This is a genomic window from Gracilibacillus suaedae (assembly GCF_017599345.1).
GTDB classification, from domain to species: Bacteria; Bacillota; Bacilli; order Bacillales; family Amphibacillaceae; genus Gracilibacillus; species Gracilibacillus suaedae.
Genome location: NZ_JAGFVL010000053.1, coordinates 25,445 through 45,146 on the forward strand (window position 1 = coordinate 25,445; position 19,702 = coordinate 45,146).

The 19,702-nt window shown below is 39.2% G+C and carries 22 protein-coding genes; 14 read left to right on the forward strand and 8 right to left on the reverse strand.

The window, feature by feature from the left end; all coding sequences use genetic code 11:
• Nucleotides 1-11 precede the first annotated feature (11 nt).
• Entirely contained in the window at nt 12-380 is a 369-nt protein-coding gene (locus tag J5J03_RS15310; RefSeq protein WP_208590687.1) for a DUF423 domain-containing protein, read from the forward strand.
• A gap of 42 nt (nt 381-422) precedes the next feature.
• On the opposite strand, the gene J5J03_RS15315 is transcribed toward J5J03_RS15310, so the two are convergent.
• The 3 genes from J5J03_RS15315 to hemQ all read right to left on the reverse strand — a co-directional run bounded on the left by J5J03_RS15315 (nt 423) and on the right by hemQ (nt 2,146).
• Nucleotides 423-671 carry a hypothetical protein gene (locus tag J5J03_RS15315; protein ID WP_208590688.1) on the reverse strand — a complete coding sequence of 83 codons (249 nt, stop codon included), beginning with the start codon at nt 669-671 and terminating at the stop codon, nt 423-425.
• Nucleotides 672-765: 94 nt separating this feature from the next.
• Nucleotides 766-1,275, reverse strand: coding sequence for a spore coat protein GerQ (gene gerQ / locus J5J03_RS15320; RefSeq protein ID WP_208590689.1), 510 nt, complete (start codon nt 1,273-1,275; stop codon nt 766-768).
• Between the two features lie 124 nt (nt 1,276-1,399).
• On the reverse strand, nt 1,400-2,146 hold the full coding sequence (gene hemQ / locus J5J03_RS15325; RefSeq protein WP_208590691.1) for a hydrogen peroxide-dependent heme synthase: 747 nt from the start codon (nt 2,144-2,146) through the stop codon (nt 1,400-1,402).
• Nucleotides 2,147-2,363: 217 nt separating this feature from the next.
• Between hemQ and pta the strand changes: the two genes are divergently transcribed.
• The 3 genes from pta (at nt 2,364) to menC (ending at nt 5,579) form a co-directional block, all read left to right on the forward strand.
• Complete coding sequence (gene pta / locus J5J03_RS15330; protein WP_208590693.1) at nt 2,364-3,344, forward strand: phosphate acetyltransferase; 981 nt, start codon at nt 2,364-2,366, stop codon at nt 3,342-3,344.
• A gap of 48 nt (nt 3,345-3,392) precedes the next feature.
• Nucleotides 3,393-4,415, forward strand: coding sequence for a nuclease-related domain-containing protein (locus tag J5J03_RS15335; RefSeq protein WP_208590695.1), 1,023 nt, complete (start codon nt 3,393-3,395; stop codon nt 4,413-4,415).
• Nucleotides 4,416-4,490: 75 nt separating this feature from the next.
• On the forward strand, nt 4,491-5,579 hold the full coding sequence (gene menC, locus J5J03_RS15340) for an o-succinylbenzoate synthase (RefSeq protein WP_208590697.1): 1,089 nt from the start codon (nt 4,491-4,493) through the stop codon (nt 5,577-5,579).
• Here the strand turns inward: menC and J5J03_RS15345 are convergent.
• A complete protein-coding gene (locus J5J03_RS15345) occupies nt 5,572-6,393 on the reverse strand; it encodes a lipoate--protein ligase family protein (protein WP_208590698.1) in 822 nt (273 codons plus the stop codon). The two genes, menC and J5J03_RS15345, sit on opposite strands and share 8 nt — an antisense overlap.
• Nucleotides 6,394-6,469: 76 nt before the next feature.
• Between J5J03_RS15345 and J5J03_RS15350 the strand changes: the two genes are divergently transcribed.
• On the forward strand, nt 6,470-7,774 hold the full coding sequence (locus J5J03_RS15350; RefSeq protein ID WP_208590699.1) for an HD domain-containing protein: 1,305 nt from the start codon (nt 6,470-6,472) through the stop codon (nt 7,772-7,774).
• A 77-nt stretch (nt 7,775-7,851) separates the two neighbouring features.
• Nucleotides 7,852-8,346: a YwgA family protein gene (locus J5J03_RS15355; protein WP_208590700.1), complete on the forward strand. Its 495-nt coding sequence runs from the start codon at nt 7,852-7,854 to the stop codon at nt 8,344-8,346.
• Nucleotides 8,347-8,377: 31 nt separating this feature from the next.
• Here J5J03_RS15355 and J5J03_RS15360 read toward each other — a convergent pair whose 3' ends face one another.
• Together J5J03_RS15360 and J5J03_RS15365 are read right to left on the reverse strand one after the other, a co-directional pair.
• Nucleotides 8,378-8,578 carry a DUF4083 domain-containing protein gene (locus J5J03_RS15360; protein WP_208590701.1) on the reverse strand — a complete coding sequence of 67 codons (201 nt, stop codon included), beginning with the start codon at nt 8,576-8,578 and terminating at the stop codon, nt 8,378-8,380.
• 104 nt (nt 8,579-8,682) lie between these two features.
• The gene (locus J5J03_RS15365) at nt 8,683-8,865 is read right to left on the reverse strand and encodes a 2-hydroxymuconate tautomerase (protein WP_018933515.1); all 183 of its coding nucleotides are present in this window, start codon (nt 8,863-8,865) and stop codon (nt 8,683-8,685) included.
• Between the two features lie 132 nt (nt 8,866-8,997).
• On the opposite strand from J5J03_RS15365, the gene J5J03_RS15370 reads away from it, so the two are divergent.
• Nucleotides 8,998-9,507: a YwhD family protein gene (locus J5J03_RS15370; RefSeq protein ID WP_208590702.1), complete on the forward strand. Its 510-nt coding sequence runs from the start codon at nt 8,998-9,000 to the stop codon at nt 9,505-9,507.
• Nucleotides 9,508-9,648: 141 nt separating this feature from the next.
• Here the strand turns inward: J5J03_RS15370 and J5J03_RS15375 are convergent, their stop codons facing one another.
• Nucleotides 9,649-11,715 carry a transglycosylase domain-containing protein gene (locus J5J03_RS15375; protein ID WP_231710780.1) on the reverse strand — a complete coding sequence of 689 codons (2,067 nt, stop codon included), beginning with the start codon at nt 11,713-11,715 and terminating at the stop codon, nt 9,649-9,651.
• 228 nt (nt 11,716-11,943) lie between these two features.
• On the opposite strand from J5J03_RS15375, the gene speE reads away from it, so the two are divergent.
• From speE to argS, 5 genes are all read left to right on the forward strand, one after another.
• A complete protein-coding gene (speE, locus tag J5J03_RS15380; protein WP_208590703.1) occupies nt 11,944-12,771 on the forward strand; it encodes a spermidine synthase in 828 nt (275 codons plus the stop codon).
• 14 nt (nt 12,772-12,785) lie between these two features.
• A complete protein-coding gene (gene speB / locus J5J03_RS15385) occupies nt 12,786-13,658 on the forward strand; it encodes an agmatinase (RefSeq protein ID WP_208590704.1) in 873 nt (290 codons plus the stop codon).
• A gap of 75 nt (nt 13,659-13,733) precedes the next feature.
• A complete protein-coding gene (locus J5J03_RS15390; protein WP_208590706.1) occupies nt 13,734-14,771 on the forward strand; it encodes an AimR family lysis-lysogeny pheromone receptor in 1,038 nt (345 codons plus the stop codon).
• A 13-nt stretch (nt 14,772-14,784) separates the two neighbouring features.
• Nucleotides 14,785-15,213 (forward strand): DUF1934 domain-containing protein, encoded by a 429-nt coding sequence (locus J5J03_RS15395; protein WP_208590707.1) that lies wholly within the window; start codon nt 14,785-14,787, stop codon nt 15,211-15,213.
• Between the two features lie 13 nt (nt 15,214-15,226).
• The gene (gene argS / locus J5J03_RS15400) at nt 15,227-16,894 is read left to right on the forward strand and encodes an arginine--tRNA ligase (protein ID WP_208590708.1); all 1,668 of its coding nucleotides are present in this window, start codon (nt 15,227-15,229) and stop codon (nt 16,892-16,894) included.
• A gap of 200 nt (nt 16,895-17,094) precedes the next feature.
• Here argS and J5J03_RS15405 read toward each other — a convergent pair whose 3' ends face one another.
• The gene (locus tag J5J03_RS15405) at nt 17,095-18,234 is read right to left on the reverse strand and encodes a phospholipase D-like domain-containing protein (RefSeq protein ID WP_208590709.1); all 1,140 of its coding nucleotides are present in this window, start codon (nt 18,232-18,234) and stop codon (nt 17,095-17,097) included.
• Nucleotides 18,235-18,364: 130 nt separating this feature from the next.
• Between J5J03_RS15405 and J5J03_RS15410 the strand changes: the two genes are divergently transcribed.
• Both J5J03_RS15410 and rpoE read left to right on the forward strand, forming a co-directional pair.
• Nucleotides 18,365-18,952, forward strand: coding sequence for an AAA family ATPase (locus tag J5J03_RS15410; protein WP_208590710.1), 588 nt, complete (start codon nt 18,365-18,367; stop codon nt 18,950-18,952).
• A gap of 111 nt (nt 18,953-19,063) precedes the next feature.
• The gene (gene rpoE, locus J5J03_RS15415) at nt 19,064-19,573 is read left to right on the forward strand and encodes a DNA-directed RNA polymerase subunit delta (RefSeq protein ID WP_208590711.1); all 510 of its coding nucleotides are present in this window, start codon (nt 19,064-19,066) and stop codon (nt 19,571-19,573) included.
• Nucleotides 19,574-19,702: the final 129 nt, after the last annotated feature.

Below are 19,702 nucleotides of genomic sequence, written 5' to 3' on the forward strand. Positions count from 1 at the left end.
TGGAGATACAAATGAAAATCTTTTTATTATTAGGTATTCTGAATGGTTTTCTTGCCGTGGCTTTAGGAGCTTTTGGTGCCCATGGTCTAGAAGGTAAATTATCAGAGAAGATGCTTGCAACGTGGGAAAAAGCAGTACAATATCAAATGTTTCATACAGTCACCTTACTTGCAACAGGTTTATTAATGCCGAAAATTACGTCTGGAAGTATCATATCAGCAGGCTGGTTTTTCTTTGCGGGAATCATCTTGTTCTCCGGCAGTCTCTATATCTATTCGACAACTCAGATCAAAACATTTGCGATGATTACACCGATTGGTGGATTGGCATTTTTAGTCGGCTGGGTGTTGTTAGGTTATGCAGTAATCAAGTATATCTAGTTTTTTATGACCCTTTGCTACCACCAAAGGGTCATTGTTTTTTTACATATAGAAAAGCACAAGCGCCATTATTCCGATGATACCAATACCTCGTAATATAAATTGTGAAAAGAAAAATGAATGCCCCTTTCTCCACTCTTTCCAAGCTTCAATGAAAAAATTGATACTTAAGCTGGCTAAGGCAATCATCCCTAACAAAGTCGATTGATTTTGCCATGCGAGTATAATGAAAACAAGTGTCAAGCTAAAACAAGCAACCGTAATTTCATCGATTGAAGCTTTTTTCTTCATGATCTTTACCTCCATAAGAAAAGACACAAGCATTTACTTGTGTCTGAGCTGTTGAAGTATGTTCTTTAGGAACGAAAGTATAAAATTTAGGTATTTAGCGTGGTGAATAGGATACTGTGCCAGGGTTTTGGTTATATGGATAATCGTAATTAATTTCTTCATCAAATGTAATATAATCTAAGTACACCATTAATAACACATAACGTTTACCAGTTTCAGGATCACTTAAAATAATGTGATCACGACCAGCTGCTTCGATGATTCCTTTAAATACTTTTGCGTTCCAGCGGTCATTGTTTTCAAACGTCATGTATACGGTAGCTCTTTTCCCTTTGTTTAATCGAAGGATATTTTCGATATAGGATTCTTCAGCAGGGAGCATACCAGGTATGTCTGAAACGGGTGGTTGCTGTGGCTGTCCAGTCCCGATCGTTCCTCCTGACTGTGCCATTTGCCCCATCTGACCATATTGGCCCATCTGGGGCATTTGTCCATAAGGGTACTGATATCCTCCGTAACCACTTGGCATACCATAGTAGCCTTGCGGAGTATATGGTTGCCTATTGACAGGCTGCTGTTGGCTCTGATTTTGATTTTGACTCATTAATAAGACTCCTTTCTTAAATCGGAAATTTGCTCGTGCTTTTTCCATATTCCTACTAGTCATCTATATGCATTTTGTTTTGCAAACATGCATAAAGAAAAAACACACGGAAAATACCGTGTGTTTAAATAGCTAAATAAGCTGGAATCTCTTCTGTTTTTAAAATGTTGCCGACATAGAATGGTCCAAACTCTCCATATCGTGCACTGACCACATCAAAGCGCATTTCATAGACAATCTTTTTGATTTGTAGCACATCTTTAGCAAATAAAGTAACACTCCATTCCCAATCATCAAAGCCCATGGACCCGGTAATAATTTGTTTGATCTCACCAGCATACTTTCTCCCCGTCAAACTATGCTCATACATTAATTGACGGCGCTCATCCATCGGCAGCATATACCAGTTATCATTACCTTCCCGGCGCTTGTCCATTGGATAGAAGCAAATATGGTCCCATTGCGGTAGCTTCGGCTTCAAGCGCGCGCGAACACCTGGGTTGTCTTCTGGATTATCGGATTCCTTCGACATATATTTGGATAGTTCCACAACGGACACGTAAGAGTAGCTTGGTGTTGTGAACTCAGCAAATTTTGATTTATTAAAGCGTAATTCGATTTCTTCTAGCTCTTTCATAGTTGGGCGAAGAATCATTAAAATGATATCTGCTTTTTGTCCCATTAAAGAATAAAAAGCATGACTCCCATCACGTGCTTCAGAGACTTCTTCCCATTCCTGAAGCATCGTCTGCAATTCGTCGACCGCTTCTTTGCGCTCATCTTCGGAAGCTTTTTTCCATTTTGTCCAATCTATTTTACGTAAATCGTGTAAACAATACCAACCATCCATTGTTTCGACTGCTTCTGGCATTTTGATTCACTCCTTTTAGAAATCATCCTTTCGTTTTAATATAACATATTTGGGGAAAAATACTTATTGAAACGCAAGTTAAAATGACAATTTCTAACAAAAAAATGAACAATTTTAAAATTTTTTGTATTGAAACGCATTCATATAGGTTCACACTTTCATTATTACACGAAAACGCGTATCATATAATACAGATAATATTTTGGAGGGTTAAAAAATGAGCGATTTATTTGCGGATATTAAAAGTAGATTAGAAGGAAATGCTAGAAAAATCGTGTTTCCTGAAGGATTGGATGAACGAATTTTAACAGCAACCAGCCAATTGAAAAAAGACGGTTTAGTTGAACCTGTATTAGTTGGAATCCAAGAAAAAATAGAACAGAAAGCAAAGGAATTGAGTGTGGATATTACGGGAGTGGAGATTTTAGATCCAAGCACCTACACTGCATTTGACGAGATGGTTGCTTCTTTCGTGGAACGCCGTAAAGGCAAAGCAACAGAAGAAGACGCACGCAAAATGTTATTAGACGAAAACTATTTTGGTACAATGCTTGTTTATATGGGGAAAGCAGACGGCTTAGTGAGTGGTGCTGCTCATTCAACAGCAGACACAGTACGTCCAGCATTACAAATTATTAAAACAAAAGAGGGTATCAAGAAAACTTCAGGTGTGTTCATTATGGTACGTGAAGATGAGAAATACGTGTTTGCAGATTGTGCCATCAACATTGCACCAGACAGCCAAGACTTAGCAGAAATCGCAATAGGCAGTGCCGAAACCGCAAAACTTTTTAATATAAACCCTCGCGTTGCAATGCTTAGTTTCTCAACAAAAGGTTCAGCAAAATCAGAAGAAACCGAGAAAGTTGCCGAAGCCGTTAAAATCGCAAGAGAAAAAGCTCCGGAATTAACTTTAGATGGTGAATTCCAATTCGATGCTGCATTCGTTCCATCCGTAGCAGAGAAAAAAGCGCCAGGATCTGTATTAAAAGGTGACGCAAATGTATTTGTATTCCCAGGTCTTGAAGCTGGTAACATTGGCTACAAAATCGCCCAACGTTTAGGCGGCTTTGATGCAGTGGGACCAATTCTTCAAGGATTAAACAAACCAGTGAATGACTTATCACGAGGTTGTAGCAGTGAAGAAGCATATAAACTAGCATTAATCACCGCAGCACAATCATTAGATGCACAGTAGATTTCTACTGTGCTTTTTGCTATATTTAGGGGAGAAAGGAGAATAGATATGATTCCCGATACCCCCATTTTAATGCAACAATATCGGGCGCTCCTAGAATTCCTTCCAGAACAACACCTTGAGTACCCCAACATTATCAATCATTTCCGGCGGCAAGATGCAGGGCAAGCTGGAGAAGACAGCCTCACCTACTACCTCGATCAAGCACAGGTACCATCTCTAACATGTCTCAAAAGGTTACGTCTAGAACACAACAGCTCTTTCCAACTAGATTGGCTCATTCTCGGGTTAGGATTCCGTGTTATTTTTGAAGTGAAAAGTCATACAGGAGAAATCTATTTTGACGCGAAATCTCGTCAATTAACACGTATATTAGATGGCATCAAAGAAGGTTTTGACGATCCAATTTTGCAAGTCGATCGCCAATATGCTAACCTGCGAGCCTATTGCATCGCTTACAACATCGACCAATTACCAACTTATCGTTTCGTTGTCTTTGTTAATCCTAACGCCATTCTCCGCTTACACGATTACCCTGAATATAAACGTATATTGACATCTCAAAGAGTCCCATCCATTCTAGAAAGTTTGGCAGAAAAGCACCCTCCTATCATTTCCGAAGAAGAGAATCAACAAATCGAACATTTTTTAGTGGAAAATCATCGGGAGCGTGCGATTTCGATACTAGAAAAACACGCCATTTTATGGGATGATTTACACAAAGGATTACCATGTCCCACTTGTAACAAACGGCCAATGAGAAGAGAGCGAATGCGTTGGCAATGTGCTTTTTGTGGAACAAGAAGTACCGATGCACATCATAAGGTGTTATATCAAATCGCATTATTAGCGAATAATAGATTGACCAAGCAGTTGGCACAAGACATGTTGCAAATGTCGTCACCAGAAGCAACCCGGAAATTAATTACAAGAGCGGGATATATAAAATTTGGAGTGAAAAAAGGGGCTTACTATTCACACCCTGATATACTAGCCGTAACGAAAAACAGAAGTGGCCATAAAACTCGGAAAAGTGGCCATAAAAGTATTAAAAGTGGCCATAAAGCATAAAAAAGTGGCCATAAAACTCAGGAAAGTGGCCATAAAAGTATCAAAAGTGGCCATAAAAAAAAGGAGCCACGCAAAATGATCTCATTCAAAAAATTAATCATGCATCGCTTGAAGATGCCTCTTAAATTTCCCTTTACCAACAGTACAACTACTGTCAAAGAAAAGGATATCATCATTACTGAACTCCATGATCAAGATGGATTGATCGGCTATGGTGAATCTGTGGCATTTGATTACCCATGGTATACAGAGGAAACGGCAGATACAGTACAACTCATAATCGAGCATCATCTCTGGCCAGCGATCAAAAAGCAAGAGATCAATCATCCGACAGAACTCAAGCTCCACAACATCCGCAGAAATCACATGGCAAAGACAGCTATTGAAGGTGCAGTGTGGGATCTTTATGCGAAACGCTGTCAACAGCCGCTTTACCAAGCAATTGGAGGAGTCACCAACCAAATATCAGTGGGAGCAGCAATTGGCCTCCAATCCAACGAAAAGCTGCTAATTGAACAAATCGCAAAAGCACTTGAGCAAGGCTATCAACGGATCAAACTAAAAATAAAGCCGGAAAATGACTTAGCCATCTTAGAAAAAGTGCGCAGCCATTTTCCGGCAACACCACTGATGGTCGATGCCAATTCAGCATATACAATCAACGACATCGAGCATCTAAAAAAAATGGACCGATACAACCTAATGATGATCGAACAACCACTAGCTTCTGATGATTTCACCAATCATGCCAAACTTCAGCATGAAATCAACACACCAGTCTGCCTTGATGAAAGCATTCATACTCTAGCAGATGTTCATACAGCTATCGCACTCCAAAGCTGTAAAATCATCAGTATTAAATTAGCAAAAGTCGGCGGATTCACGAATGCGATCAAGATTCACGACTATTGCCAAAAACATAACATTCCAGTCTGGTGCGGAGGAATGTTGGAAGCGGGAGTAGGGCGTGTCCAATCATTGGCATTAGCAACATTACCAAATTTCAGACTACCCGCAGACCAAGGAGCATCCAACCGCTATTGGCATCAGGATATTATCACTCCGGAAGTAGAGGTCAACAACGGTTATGTCACTCTGCCAAAGCAGCCAGGCATCGGCTACCAAGTTAAGCTACCATCAACGGATCAAAAAGTACTCACTTAAGTGCTTTTTGATTCCGCTCAATCATTTGTGCCATCCTTTTTTCAAAAACAGCTAACTCTTCACCTGATAAGTCAGTATATTCTACATCCCCTAACAATCGCAATACTCGGACTTTGCTATCCTCGACCGTTAACTCCACATCAACCAACTCAGACAATGATCTCATTGTATCAGGCTCCACGTCCGGATACGCAAACCGCTCGTCATCAATTGAACGCCCTTTACCATAAAAATCACGAACTAACTTAGCGCGAGTCGCTCCGCTACCACGTACGCAAATATAAATTTGCACCGCAATCCCTTTTTTGACCCGACGCTGAGAGATACCAGCAAACTTTTTGCCACCAATACTCAAATCATAATCACCAGGACAATAGGATCCAACCACCTCAAATGCCTCAATCTGATCGGTGAGATCCTTATACATATCCTGGACAAACGCCGTCATTAACTCATACCCCGAATGAATGCCCATCTCTGGTAAATCCGGCACTATAAATGAAAAATTTAAGACGTCCTGATCGAGCACTACCGCAAGACCACCAGAATTTCGGACGACAACATCAAACCCTTTTTCCTCTAAAAATGCGACAGCATCGTCCACAGCCGGTAATCGACTATCGATAATGCCTAGAACAACCGTGTTGTTATGGACCCAGAACCGGCATGCAGACTCGTCACCGCATCGCCCTATCGATTCACACAACGTATCGTCGACCGCAAAGGATGCCATCGCTGTTCCTAGCGCCTCTGGATCACTGTGATCAATGACTCTAATTCTTTTATCTTTAAAAAATTGCTTCCAATCTTTCATGATTATCCTCCAAACCTTTTCGTTCACCTAAAACTATATTATACTAATAGTAAGAAAAAAGAGGAAGGTATTTGCCATGGCTTATAAAGATGAAAAATTACATGAGGAGAAGGTGTTTAAAGATCCGGTCCATCGCTATGTCCATGTACGCGATCAAGTGATCTGGGATTTGATCGGCACTAAAGAATTCCAACGATTGAGGCGGATCAAGCAATTAGGTACATCTTTTTTAACCTTTCACGGAGCGGAGCATAGCCGTTTTAATCATTCACTTGGTGTTTATGAGATTGTACGTCGTATTTTGATTAATTTCGAGGACAGGCCTAACTGGAATCATGAGGAACGATTGCTTTGTTTATGTGCCGCATTGCTTCACGATTTAGGACATGGACCATTCTCCCATTCGTTCGAGAAAGTCTTTAAATTAGATCACGAAGATTTCACGAGGGCGATTATTTTAGGGGATACGGAAGTGAATCATGTATTAACAAATGTCGGTATTGAATTTCCTCAAAAAGTTGCCGATGTTATTAATAAGACCTATCATGACAAATTAGTAGTAAGTTTAATATCCAGCCAGATTGATGCGGATCGGATGGATTACTTGCAGCGTGATGCGTATTTTACTGGTGTAAGCTATGGCCATTTTGATATGGAACGGATTCTGCGTGTGATGCGCCCGGTCGAAGATCAAGTCGTTATTAAAGAATCGGGTATGCATGCAGTCGAAGATTATATTATGAGCCGTTACCAGATGTATTGGCAAGTCTATTTTCACCCAGTTACCCGCAGTGCTGAAGTGATTTTGACGAAGATTTTGCACCGTGTCAAAGCATTATATGACGGAGGATACACGTTTAAAGTGGAACCTTCACCTTTTGTATCTTTCTTCGAGGAACAAGTGTCACTTGGGGATTACATTAAGTTGGATGAAGCAGTAGTCTTGTATTATTTCCAAATGTGGGCGGATGAAGATGATCCGATTTTAAGTGATTTGGCCTATCGTTTTATGAATCGTCGTTTGTTTAAATATGCCGAATTTAATCCGAATTTACAAATGAATGAATGGATGGAGCTGTACCAATTATTCCGTGATATTGACCTTGATCCGGACTATTATTTAGTAGTAGATTCTTCGTCTGATTTGCCGTATGACTTTTACCGGCCAGGAGAGGAAGAAGAACGGTTACCGATCCATTTGTTAATGCCGAATAAGGAATTACGTGAATTATCTCGTCAGTCTGATATTGTAGAGGCAATCTCAGGGAAGAAACGGACCGATCATAAGTTATATTATCCAAAAGATTTAATAGAAAAGTTGCCAGAGGATAGACCGGAGAAACAAAAAATTAAGAAAATATTAAATAAAGTAAGACTATGATCAGTGGGGTGTTAATCCCCGCTGCTGATAGCGAAAATTAGATAAACAAGAAAGCTAAAGAAACTGGGGTGTTTTCATTGCTAGATAATCATGCAAAGCTTGTTAAAGTGATCGCAGCATCGGAAGGAATTGTCGGGCGCAAAAAGTTGCAAAAAATCATTTATATCATGAAAAAACTTGGACTACCTTTTGAAGAAAAGTATACATTCTATTTTTACGGACCGTATTCTGAGGAATTAAGCTTGCGAATTGAGGAAATTACCAATCTAGGCTTTGTCTCAGAAGTAAAAGAAAAGAAGAGTAATTATTATCAATATCGTTACCAAGTGACAGAGCAGGGAGAAGATTTTCTTAAACATTCCAATACCGAGCTGCCGTTAGAACAGTCACTTTTGCAGGAGATGAAAGAACAGAGCTCACGCTTTTTAGAACTCGTTAGTACGATGCTATATTTTGATCATTTGCCAAAACCTGAGGTCGAACAAAAGATACAAGAAGTAAAGAAAAAGTCGAATTATACACCAGAGGATATCAAAGAAGCCTGGGGATTTATAGGTAGATTGCAAAAATAACCCACCTGTGATGGGTTATTTTTATTTGCGATTATATTTTGTTATTCTGCTCATTTAACAATTGATCTAGCTTATTTTCGATTCGTTCTAATTGTTTCTTTTTCCTTCCTAAACGAAATATCAATAGGATTAAAATAGTAATGATGCTTAGAAATAGGATAAACGAAATAAGAGCGAAAAACATATCGCCACCTTGAAGTCCACCTATACTCGCGTAAAGCAAATAAAACACATCCTTTTCTTCCTAGTATATCAAGGATAATAATGGAAGGTGAAGGGCAAAAGAATAGCAAATCCGAAAAAAGAGTCCTTCACCGTCTCGACTCCAAGTACCTATCAATCGATTAGTCGCTTTCCACCAACACCATAATTACGCTTATCGATATCCTCGACAAACACAACAACTTTTTCGCGTGATGCTCCTGTTGTTTCAACAACCGCATCTGTTACTTTTTCAATTAATGCTTTACGCTGTTCATCTGTTCTGCCTTCTAGCATTTGTACTGTTACGTATGGCATATGTATTCTCTCCTTTTTATGGATATCGATATTATTGTATCGTAAAAACAAAAAGAGGGAAACACAGAAGATGATAACTTACTTTCAAACATGCTACAATAAAAAGTAAAATAAGTAGGAGGATGGATTGTCATGAGTGAAGAAAAAAAGAAATCTAATCAATTTACAATCATGAAGGACGATTCCACGGATGGTCATGGCGGATATGGTGTCGGATCGATCAGTTTAGAAAATATCTCTCCAGTGATTGTCGATCCGAATGATGATCGTGCCTTTGTAGATATGGGAGCAATGCACGCCAGAAGTGAAGTAGAACGTCGTGTGAAGTTTCTTCCAAATAAAGAAGATGTACCAAACGGTAAACTGTACTGGATTGTCTGGGTTACGGTTGAACGTGGAGAAACCGGTCCTTACTACCACGGTGTAACCGGATGTGAAATCCGTGTCGACCGTTCGATCAAACGTGCTTATAAATCAATGCCAGAGCATGTTAATCATATGGATAAATCGATGAAAGGACATGTGATTGTTGAGCATATGGATGAGAAATCACAAAAGTTACTCGCTGATTTCTTACGCGAATTTGACCCAGAGATGTGGAAAAATTCATCCGATGATCTAAAGCAAGCTTTGCCAGAATAATGTGAACATTTTGTGAATATTATCTGAATATGAGCGATTATACTTGTCCTAAGAGATCAATTTTTTTAAAATATACACACATGGTAACTCTTCGTTACTAGGACCGGAAAAGGCTGGGCATTTGCCCAGCCTTTTTCCGTTTTACTGCTCATCTTCTCCTGTCCACATCCATTCCCACCAGTTTTCCAGTAGGCGATCTTCAGGGATCATCTCATCGAATTCTTCAGGGTGCTCATATTCATCTAAATGGGCGGTGCAATATTTCGTTGGTTCTGTTCCTTGCACAAATAACATCGTGTGTGTCTGTCCACATTCATCTGATGCCAGGAAACCTGTATTTAAATCAATCGAAGCCTCCACTACATTGTCAGGTTTTACGATATGTTCTTCAGGTAAGTCTTCATGAGCTGATTCCATAAAATTTGCCCAAACTTCCTTTGCATATTGCTGATCGTTCACTTTTACAATTTCGCGATTATCATCATATCCTACCCAAACACCAGCGGTAAGAGCAGGGGTAAAGCCCATCATCCAGTTATCCACATTGGTTGTACCAGATTTTCCTGCATATTCATGTGTCAGCTTATCAGCGATAGAGGCACCAGTCACACTCATATAGCCGTTTAATTCTTCCTCAAACATTCCTTTCATCATGTCAGCGAGGATGTAGGTATACTCTTTTTGCAACACTTGATTATCTTCTTGTTCGGAAAAGGGATTCCACCCTTTATCATCTGATTGTTCTTGTTCCCGGTCGTACAACACTTCGCCGTAAGCATCTGTCACTTTCGTAATCGTATGGCCTTCCACATCAAGACCGCCATTCGCTATCATACTGTATCCTGTTACCATCTCCTGCATCGTTACCACCTCTGTGCCTAAGGCTAATGATGCGACTGGCTCCAGTTCACTATTAAATTTAAATTTATTTTTGGCTGTTCGTACAAATCGTTCTGGTGTCACATATAAATTCGTTTTAACAGCAAATATATTGTCAGAAAGTGCCATTGCTTGGGCCATTGTGATCGGTTGATTGGCATAATAGTCATTATAGTTACTAGGCTGATAGCTTTTGCCATCCGCCAACTCAAAAGTGGTCGGTTTACTCATTAAGGTCGTGGCAGGTGTCATTCCATTTTCTAAAGCTGTATAATAAAGAAACGGCTTAAAAGCAGAACCTGGCATTCTTTTTGCTTGTGTTACCCTGTTAAAGGAAGAATCCTCATAATCTCGACCACCAAGGAGAGCGGTAACACCTCCTGTATCTGGATCCATTGCCATTGCACCAACTTGAATTTCTGAGTCTGCATCGATCGCTTCAGAAGCTTGTTCCATTGCTTGTTGCTGCTTCAAGTCTAACGTCGTATAAACTTGGTAGCCTCCTGAACGAATGTCTTCGATGTTTACATCCAGCAATTCTTGCAATTCCTTCACAACGACATCCTGAAAATAGGGTGCGACACTTTTGTTAGCAATATCACGATCCTCTGAAAAAGATAATTCTTCATTCAAAGCTGTTTCATATTCGATATCATCGATTACATTATTCTCATGAAGATTGCTTAAGATTAATTCTTGTCTGTCTTTAGCATTATCCAAGTTATGAAAAGGCGAGTAGTGAGACGGCCCCTTCGGTATTCCGGCCAGCATTGCTGCTTCTGCCCAACTGAGATCAGCAGCAGATTTATCAAAAAAGTACTTGCTCGCAGCTTCAATACCATACGCACCATGTCCATAATATATCGTATTTAAATATCCTTCTAACAGCTCGTCTTTATCATAAAACATTTCTAATCGAATCGTATAGAATGCTTCATATAATTTCCGTTGCCATGTCTTTTCGTGAGTAAGAAAAAGGTTACGAGCGTACTGCTGTGTAATTGTACTTGCTCCTTCTTTCAGGGACATGGTTTTAATGTCTTTCCAGATCGCACCGACTAATCGTTTAAAATCAAATCCGAAATGATCATAAAAATGTTGATCCTCTGTAAAGACCGTTGCCTGCTCCAAGCGGTCATCTATTTCTGCAAGGGGTACCCAGTATCTTTTTTCTGAACCATATTCCTCCCCGATCACTTCTTCCGTATTACTATAATAAATCGTATTCTGCGGTCGTTCTAAAGACGGTGGGCCAAGTAAAAAGCTAGCAATCAACAGGACTGCAATACAAGACCCCATCATTAATACTAGAAAAAAACTAAACTTCAATAACCGTCTCTTTCTCTTCCTGCGTCTATATCTATGCCTCACAGGACCACACCTCCACTTCTTATGTCATTAAGAAGCAATTTCTCATCATTAGCATTATGGATAAAAAAAACCAGGGATAAACATATAAGTTGGAAGAATTACTTGATTTTTTACGGAAAAACTCTAGAATAGTATTGTTTACAACTAAAATAATCATTTGTACATATAGATGAAGGAGCGATCCAGATGGGATTATGGTTTACTGAGAAACAAACAGACAACTTTGGGATTACTGCAAAGATTGAACAAACATATCATACAGAAAAAACAAATTTTCAAAAACTGGACATGGTTGAAACGGCAGAATGGGGTAACATGTTGCTGTTGGACGACATGGTGATGACAACAGAGAAAGACGAATTTGTCTATCACGAAATGGTTGCACATGTTCCATTGTTTACTCATCCCAATCCGAAAGAAGTACTAGTTGTAGGTGGTGGTGACGGAGGGGTAATTCGTGAAATTTTAAAGCACGCTTCTGTTACAAAAGCAGTGCTGGTAGATATCGATGGAAAAGTCATTGAATATTCTAAAAAATATTTACCGTCCATCGCGGGGAAATTAGATGATCCGCGTGTAGAGGTACGTGTAGCAGATGGATTTATGCATATCGCCGAAAGCGAAAAAGCGTACGATGTCATCCTAGTCGATTCTACTGAACCAGTAGGGCCTGCTGTCAACCTATTTACCAAAGGCTTTTATGCAGGGATATCAAGGGCATTAAAAGATGATGGTATTTTTGTAGCACAAACAGATAATCCTTGGTTTAAAGCAGAATTAATCCGTCAGGTATATGCGGACGTGAAAGAAATTTTTCCTGTTACCCGCTTGTATACGGCGAATATTCCAACTTATCCAAGCGGATTGTGGACATTTACGATCGGAAGCAAAATTCATGATCCATTAAAGGTGAAAGAGGATCGCTTTTTTGAAATAGATACAAAATATTACACAAAGCAATTGCACCATGCTTGTTTTGTTTTACCGAAATTCGTGGAGGATTTAACCGTTTAGAAAGGGGGAGGGGAATGCGATTTGACGAAGCCTATTCAGGAAAAGTATTTATTATGTCACGTCCAGATTTTGAAGATGCAGATGCGATCCTTTATGGGATGCCAATGGATTGGACAGTTAGCTTCCGTCCGGGGTCACGATTCGGTCCTAACCGGATTCGCGAAGCATCGATTGGTCTGGAGGAGTATAGTCCCTATTTAGACCGTCATTTAGAAGAAGTGAATTATTTTGATGCAGGTGATATCCCACTCCCTTTTGGTAATCCAAAACGGAGCCTGGAGATGATTCGGGATTATATCGATCAAATTTTAGCGCAAGGGAAATTCCCATTAGGCCTAGGTGGCGAACACCTGGTCAGTTGGCCGATTATCGAAGCAGTATATGAAAAATATCCAGATCTTGCGGTCATCCACATAGATGCCCATGCAGATTTGCGTGAGGAATATGAAGGTGAGCCATTATCCCATTCGACACCAATTCGCAAAGTCTGTGAAAAAATTGGACCCGAAAATGTCTTTTCCTTCGGGATTCGTTCTGGTGATTGTGATGAGTTCCGTTATGCCAAAGAAAGTGGTATGTATATGGCGAAATTTGATGTAGCTGAACCGTTAGAGCAGATGTTGCCAAAATTAGCGGGTCGACCCGTTTATGTTACAGTAGATATTGATGTATTAGATCCCGCTTTTGCACCCGGTACAGGGACAGCGGAGGCAGGAGGGATTTCGTCGAAAGAATTATTGGCAGCTATTCATTTGATTGCCCGATCAGATGTGCATGTAGTCGGAGCAGATCTTGTCGAAGTAGCACCAAACTATGACCCAACAGAACAGACTGCAATTGCTGCGAGCAAGTTTATCAGAGAAATGTTGTTAGGTTGGGTAAAATAGGTCACACCAGATGTAAACTATGACGTAAATATGATAAAATAGGTTACAGTTTATATTTGGATTAGGGGATATTACATGAAAAAGAATCAAATCGTGAGAGATTTTTTGTTAAATGAGACAGAAATGCCGTTACATGTCGTATATCAGCAGTTGAAAGGTCAGCCTAATGAATTGAAAGATATGAGTGAAATTTGCCTAGAGAGTAAAAGTGTAGCAAATCAATGTGCCGCGATGGAATATTTGTATGCCAATGGTTTATTTCCTGAATTAAAGCTCTTGATTGAAAAGACAGAATATGCTACCAGCAAGCTGGTCCGGAAAACATCCCGAATTTACCAAATTATGTATGACCGGAAAACACTCAGAGCTAAGCAATTAAAGCCAGATGCACCTGCAAAATATATCAAAGCCGTAAATCGTTTGCGAATAAATGATGATGAATACTCATTGAAAATACTGCGTGATCTAGTTCATATTTTCTGTTATTTTGATATGCACCAGTATGGCAAGATTGGAACGTTTAATCAATCGATTAAACAAGATCTTCTCCATGTAAAAGATCCATTATTGTATAATTTACTGGAATCGAGATTGAATGAGACGTTGTTTATTTATCACTGGAAACGAAATGAACTGATTTTGTCACGGAAGTATGGTTATCAATTATTAACGGAAACCAATAATCCTCGCAAAAAAATTGATATTCATAACATTTTGGCACAAGGTTACTTATTCGAAAGCTATGATCAGGCGATGTACCATGTTTCAGTTGCACTGGAGCTTGCTAGAGAATTACAATATGAACGAGCGATGTATGGTTTACAGAACTTCACGCTGCCTTTTATCGCCGCTTATTATAAGAGGACAGAAGGTATCACAAGTGAAGATCAGGCTGAGCAAGCCCATATTGCCTTGGCAGAAAATAATCTAGACAAATGTATCCGTATATTAGAAAGTTCCGATGAACTTACCCCTTTTCAACAATATTATTTAGGACGAGCTAAGCAGGATAAGTATTTATTACGTACGTCTTATCAAAAGTTTATCGAAGAACGTGATGATTATTTTTATGCGAGATTACCACTCGAGGCGTTAAACGCCCTTGATCAATAGAAGGATGAATAAAATGAATAAATCTCCCGTATCCATTAAAATGACAATGGAAATTATTGAACTAGGAAACAAAGAGGTTACGGTTGTTGAAGAAAAAGGTCATTTATTGGAGAAAGATGATACTACTGTATTGAAATTTAGTGAAACAAACGAAAATAATGAACAAACGGATTCTCTGATTACGATTCAACCCGACAAAGTTAGTGTCAAAAGGTCCGGAGCGGTATCGATGTTGCAAAAGTTTCAAAGCAAGCAAATAACGGAAAATGTTTATCGGCATCAGTTTGGGACGATGCATATGGAAACTGAGACAGATCAAATATCATACCAACCCCCTGTTGCAAATCAGGATGGTAAATTATTTATCAAATATCAAACAAGTTTGAACGGGGAAACACCGAGACGTCACCGCTTAACGATTAGCTTAGCAAAAGAAAACTAATGGAGGTTATTGTATGAACGTGATGCAAAAGATGCAGGAAAATTTAAAGGCAGAAATTAAGCGCGCAGTTCTGGCGGCAGAGTTGGCAACAGAAGCAGAACTTCCTGCTGTTGTCCTCGAGCAACCAAAAGACAAAGCGCATGGAGATTACGCAACAAATATCGCGATGCAGCTGGCTAAAGTAGCTAAAAAAGCTCCACGCCAAATTGCAGAAGACATTGTTGCGCAATTAGATCAATCAAAAGCTTCAATTAAAAGTGTCGATATCGCAGGTCCAGGTTTTATCAATTTTTTCATCGACAATCAATACTTAACGAATTTAATTCCAACTATCTTAGAACAAGCTGAAAAATACGGGGCATCAAATGCTGGCAATGGCGAAAAAATCCAAGTAGAATTCGTTTCAGCAAACCCAACCGGTGACTTACATCTTGGTCATGCTCGTGGTGCTTCTGTCGGCGATGCACTGTGCAATATTTTAGCGAAAGCAGGCTATGATGTGCAGCGTGAATATTACATTAATGATGCTGGTAATCAAATTAATAACCTTGCTTTATCTGTCCAAGCACGTTATATGCAAGCATTAGGAAAGGACTTTCCCATGCCAGAAGACGGTTATCATGGTGCCGATATTATCGGAATCGGAGAAACGTTAGCAAAGGAACATGGAGAAGCGTTGCTGGAAAAATCAGAAGAAGAGCAGCTAGCCTTTTTCCGTGAATATGGGTTAAAATTCGAATTAGATAAACTAGCAGAGGATCTAGCACAATTCCGTGTAACATTTGATAATTGGTTTTCCGAAACATCTTTGTATGAAGAGAACAAAATCATCCCGACAATCGAATTATTAAAAGAAAAAGGCTATATTTATGAACAAGATGGTGCTACATGGTTCCGCACCACCGATTTTGGAGATGATAAGGATCGTGTTTTAGTCAAGCAAGGCGGTTCTTATACGTACTTGTCACCAGATATTGCTTATCACAAAAATAAGCTCGATCGTGGCTTTGATAAGTTGATTAACATTTGGGGTGCAGACCACCACGGTTATATCCCAAGAATGCGCGCAGCGATCCAAGCATTAGGCTATGACGCAGATACATTGGAAGTGGAAATCATTCAAATGGTCAACCTTTTCGAAAATGGTGAAAAGGTAAAAATGAGTAAACGTACTGGTAAAGCAGTAACATTAAGAGAGTTAATGGAAGAAGTTGGCATTGATGCCATGCGTTATTTCTTCGTTATGCGTTCAGCCGACTCCCATCTAGACTTTGATATGGACTTAGCCAAGTCAGAGTCGAATGATAACCCAGTTTATTATGTACAATATGCGCACGCACGAATTTGTACGATGCTCAAGCAAGCAGAAGAGAAGGGGATCGACTTTACAGCGTATGATGCTAGCATTTTGCAGTCTGAGAAAGCAGAAGATTTATTGAAAAAGCTGGGCGAGTTTACCCAAGTGATTGCCGATGCAGCGGAAAGCCGAACGCCACATCGCATCACCCAATACATTTTCGACCTAGCAGCAAACTTACACAGCTTCTACAATGCTGAAAAAGTAATCAACGAAGACGATTTAGATGCAACAAAAGCAAGACTCGCATTAATGCAAGCAGTTCGCATCACACTAGCAAACGGAATGAAACTAATCGGTGTCCACGCACCGGAAAGTATGTAAGAAAGGGCTGTCCATAAGTTCTGGTCAAAGACTTATGGTAGCCCTTTTTCTTTATAATAACAATTCGAATCATAAAACTAAGTACCAAAATAAATCTTGTAGAAGGAAAAATGGTACTTAGTGTATCTTAATTTAATACCAAACGTTGAGTCAGCCAATAGGTCGGCATAGTACTGAGGAAACGAAAGGATTCCAACGGACTATAAAAAGATCCGGAATGGAATGCTAACCCATGATAGAATTATCAGGTACAGTGGCTGATGATTGAGCCAAGTATCTGTCATTATTTTGCTGTTGCTTATATCGGAATCATAGGCTTTGCGCATTGCCTGGTAGATAGGATGCTGATGGCTGACGATCAGGTTTAGCTCCTGATTCAGCTGAAGACTTCTGCGATCGAAATTGGCTGTACCTACATCACATGTTTTTCGATCAAAAAATAACATTTTGGCGTGAAAAAAACCATCAACATATAGATGAATGGTGGCACCACGTTCTTTCAATTTTCTCAAATAAGGGAGAGCTGCAGCTTTAGCTACAATATGATCAGCTTTTTCAGGAATTAAAATAGTTACGTCAACACCTCTCGCCAATGCAGCCATAAGTGCCTCTGCAAGTTGTCGGGTAGGGACAAAATAAGGAGAGCCAATTTCAATCGATTGGTTTGCTTTCTTTATATAATTCAGCAATTCTTTCTCTAATACATCCCCTTCCGTCACTAAGGCCTGTACATCACCAGTTTGAGAAATTTGGCTTGTATTCGCTTCTCCCCAATCACTAGCAAAGCTGTTCTGTAACACCTCGCTAATTTCCCCAATCATTCGTAAATGGTAATCACGCCAACTTCCCAATAAAACATCTTTGCCAACATATTCATTACCTAGATTAAAGCCACCAAGGTAGCTAATTCTCTGATCAATCACAAGCACTTTGCGATGATTCCGCTGTTGTAAATGGTAGAAAAAAGGAAAACGCGGTGGATTCATTTTGCGCATATCAAATTTTTGATTTAGCCATTTTTTGCGAAAATTAAAACTGCCCACCCAATCGGCTAATAACCTTACACGAACTCCCTCAGCATGTTTACGGGCGAGCAGCGTATAAAACTTGTTACTTATTCGATCATTACGAATAATAAAAAATTGCATGTCAATCGATTCTGTTGCTTTCTCGATATCGGAAAGCATTGCCTCAAATAAAGAATTTCCGTCAACAAACAATTCTACTTCTTTAGTAGTGGTCTGCCAACTTTGACTTTTATTACGGTGGGAAACAAGAAAACGACCAAATTGGAAATCAATAATTAGTAAAAGAATAAACAAGATGATTATCCAAAGCATATATTTTTCCCTCATTTCTCCTTGTTACTATACCCAAAAAAGGTTAAAATCATAAGCAACATAAAGGATGCGTTTTTTTCAATAATAAGTTAACATATAGAAGGACAGATAAATAAAAGAGGTGTTAATCGTGCAAAAATTAGTTTTTTTTGTAGGTGTAGCAGGAACAGGTAAAACAACAGTAGCAGAAAAAGTCTCAGAACATATCCCGTGTGCATTTCTTGATCGTGATACAGTAGGGGGACGTTTTGTGGAACGCTTTCTGGAAATGAATGATCTTGATCCAAACGATCGTGATTCAACATTTTATAAGGAAAACCTTCGCGATTTAGAATACGATACAACGAAAGATATATGTATTGAAAACTTACGTGTTGGACAAAATGTTTTTATGATTTCACCGTTTACAGCAGAATTAAAAAATAAAGAATGGATCGAAGAAGTGATTGCAGCAAGTGACAAAACAAAAGCAGAGGTTGATGTCAAGGTCGTGGTTGTAACGCTACAGGATATCGAACAACAACGTAAACGAATTGAAGAGCGCGGTACAGACCGTGATACATGGAAGTTGGAAAATTGGGATTCTTATGAAACAAGAGTAGACTTCGTACCAACCATTAATTGGAATATTACGAAAGAAAATATCAATATTTTTGATAATTCCGGTGATTTAACGGAAGAAAAGGTTGGAAAATTGGTAAGTTTTATTCAAAAATAGCTTTCTGAAAGATTGTTGCAATTCAATTAACAAAGCCATATAATATGATGGTAGAACTTAACTGGTCAGTGAATTTGTTTACATAGATTAGATAAAAAGGAGTGCTAGAGCGTGAGTTTAAAGGACTTAACAAAAGAAAGAATAGATGAAATGGCAATGATTGATATTGCAACGTTAATTTTAGAAGAAGAAAACAAAGCAATGGATTTCCGTGAAATCTTTGAACGTGTTGCCAAATTGAAAGAATTATCCGAGACAGAAAAAGACGCCTGGATCTTGCAATTTTATACTGATTTAAATATAGATGGCCGTTTTATGACGAAAGGTTCCAACCTGTGGGGATTAAAAAGATGGTATCCGGTAGAAGAGATTGATGAAGACATCACTCCTGTACCGAAAAAGAAGAAAAAGAAAAAAGCGAAGAAGAAAAAAGCTCCAGTGGAACCATTGGAAGAAACGGAAGATCTTGATGAAACAGTTATTGGTGATGAGGATTTAACTGGATTTGATGAGGATCTAGATACAGATGATATCGTAGATGATGACTTTGACTTTGATGATGATGACCTTGAAGATGAAGTCGATGATGATTTTGACACAGATGACGAACTAGAAAAATAGTTCATCAGAGTACTTGACTTTCCACAAGCTTCTGAGTAAAATTTTTATTGGGCTCCATAAATTAATGGAAATATACAGCGTTCCCCTGCTCAAGGGGAGCGCTTTTTATTTTTTAGTAAGCAATTATTT

Excerpts from the sequence above, each read along its gene's own strand:
- J5J03_RS15310 (WP_208590687.1), top strand. The coding sequence starts at position 12 with ATGAAAATCTTTTTATTATTAGGTATTCTGAATGGTTTTCTTGCCGTG.
- J5J03_RS15315 (WP_208590688.1), bottom strand. The coding sequence starts at position 671 with ATGAAGAAAAAAGCTTCAATCGATGAAATTACGGTTGCTTGTTTTAGC.
- gerQ (WP_208590689.1), bottom strand. The coding sequence starts at position 1,275 with ATGAGTCAAAATCAAAATCAGAGCCAACAGCAGCCTGTCAATAGGCAA.
- hemQ (WP_208590691.1), bottom strand. The coding sequence starts at position 2,146 with ATGCCAGAAGCAGTCGAAACAATGGATGGTTGGTATTGTTTACACGAT.
- pta (WP_208590693.1), top strand. The coding sequence starts at position 2,364 with ATGAGCGATTTATTTGCGGATATTAAAAGTAGATTAGAAGGAAATGCT.
- J5J03_RS15335 (WP_208590695.1), top strand. The coding sequence starts at position 3,393 with ATGATTCCCGATACCCCCATTTTAATGCAACAATATCGGGCGCTCCTA.
- menC (WP_208590697.1), top strand. The coding sequence starts at position 4,491 with ATGATCTCATTCAAAAAATTAATCATGCATCGCTTGAAGATGCCTCTT.
- J5J03_RS15345 (WP_208590698.1), bottom strand. The coding sequence starts at position 6,393 with ATGAAAGATTGGAAGCAATTTTTTAAAGATAAAAGAATTAGAGTCATT.
- J5J03_RS15350 (WP_208590699.1), top strand. The coding sequence starts at position 6,470 with ATGGCTTATAAAGATGAAAAATTACATGAGGAGAAGGTGTTTAAAGAT.
- J5J03_RS15365 (WP_018933515.1), bottom strand. The coding sequence starts at position 8,865 with ATGCCATACGTAACAGTACAAATGCTAGAAGGCAGAACAGATGAACAG.
- J5J03_RS15370 (WP_208590702.1), top strand. The coding sequence starts at position 8,998 with ATGAGTGAAGAAAAAAAGAAATCTAATCAATTTACAATCATGAAGGAC.
- speE (WP_208590703.1), top strand. The coding sequence starts at position 11,944 with ATGGGATTATGGTTTACTGAGAAACAAACAGACAACTTTGGGATTACT.
- speB (WP_208590704.1), top strand. The coding sequence starts at position 12,786 with ATGCGATTTGACGAAGCCTATTCAGGAAAAGTATTTATTATGTCACGT.
- J5J03_RS15390 (WP_208590706.1), top strand. The coding sequence starts at position 13,734 with ATGAAAAAGAATCAAATCGTGAGAGATTTTTTGTTAAATGAGACAGAA.
- J5J03_RS15395 (WP_208590707.1), top strand. The coding sequence starts at position 14,785 with ATGAATAAATCTCCCGTATCCATTAAAATGACAATGGAAATTATTGAA.
- argS (WP_208590708.1), top strand. The coding sequence starts at position 15,227 with ATGAACGTGATGCAAAAGATGCAGGAAAATTTAAAGGCAGAAATTAAG.
- J5J03_RS15405 (WP_208590709.1), bottom strand. The coding sequence starts at position 18,234 with ATGCTTTGGATAATCATCTTGTTTATTCTTTTACTAATTATTGATTTC.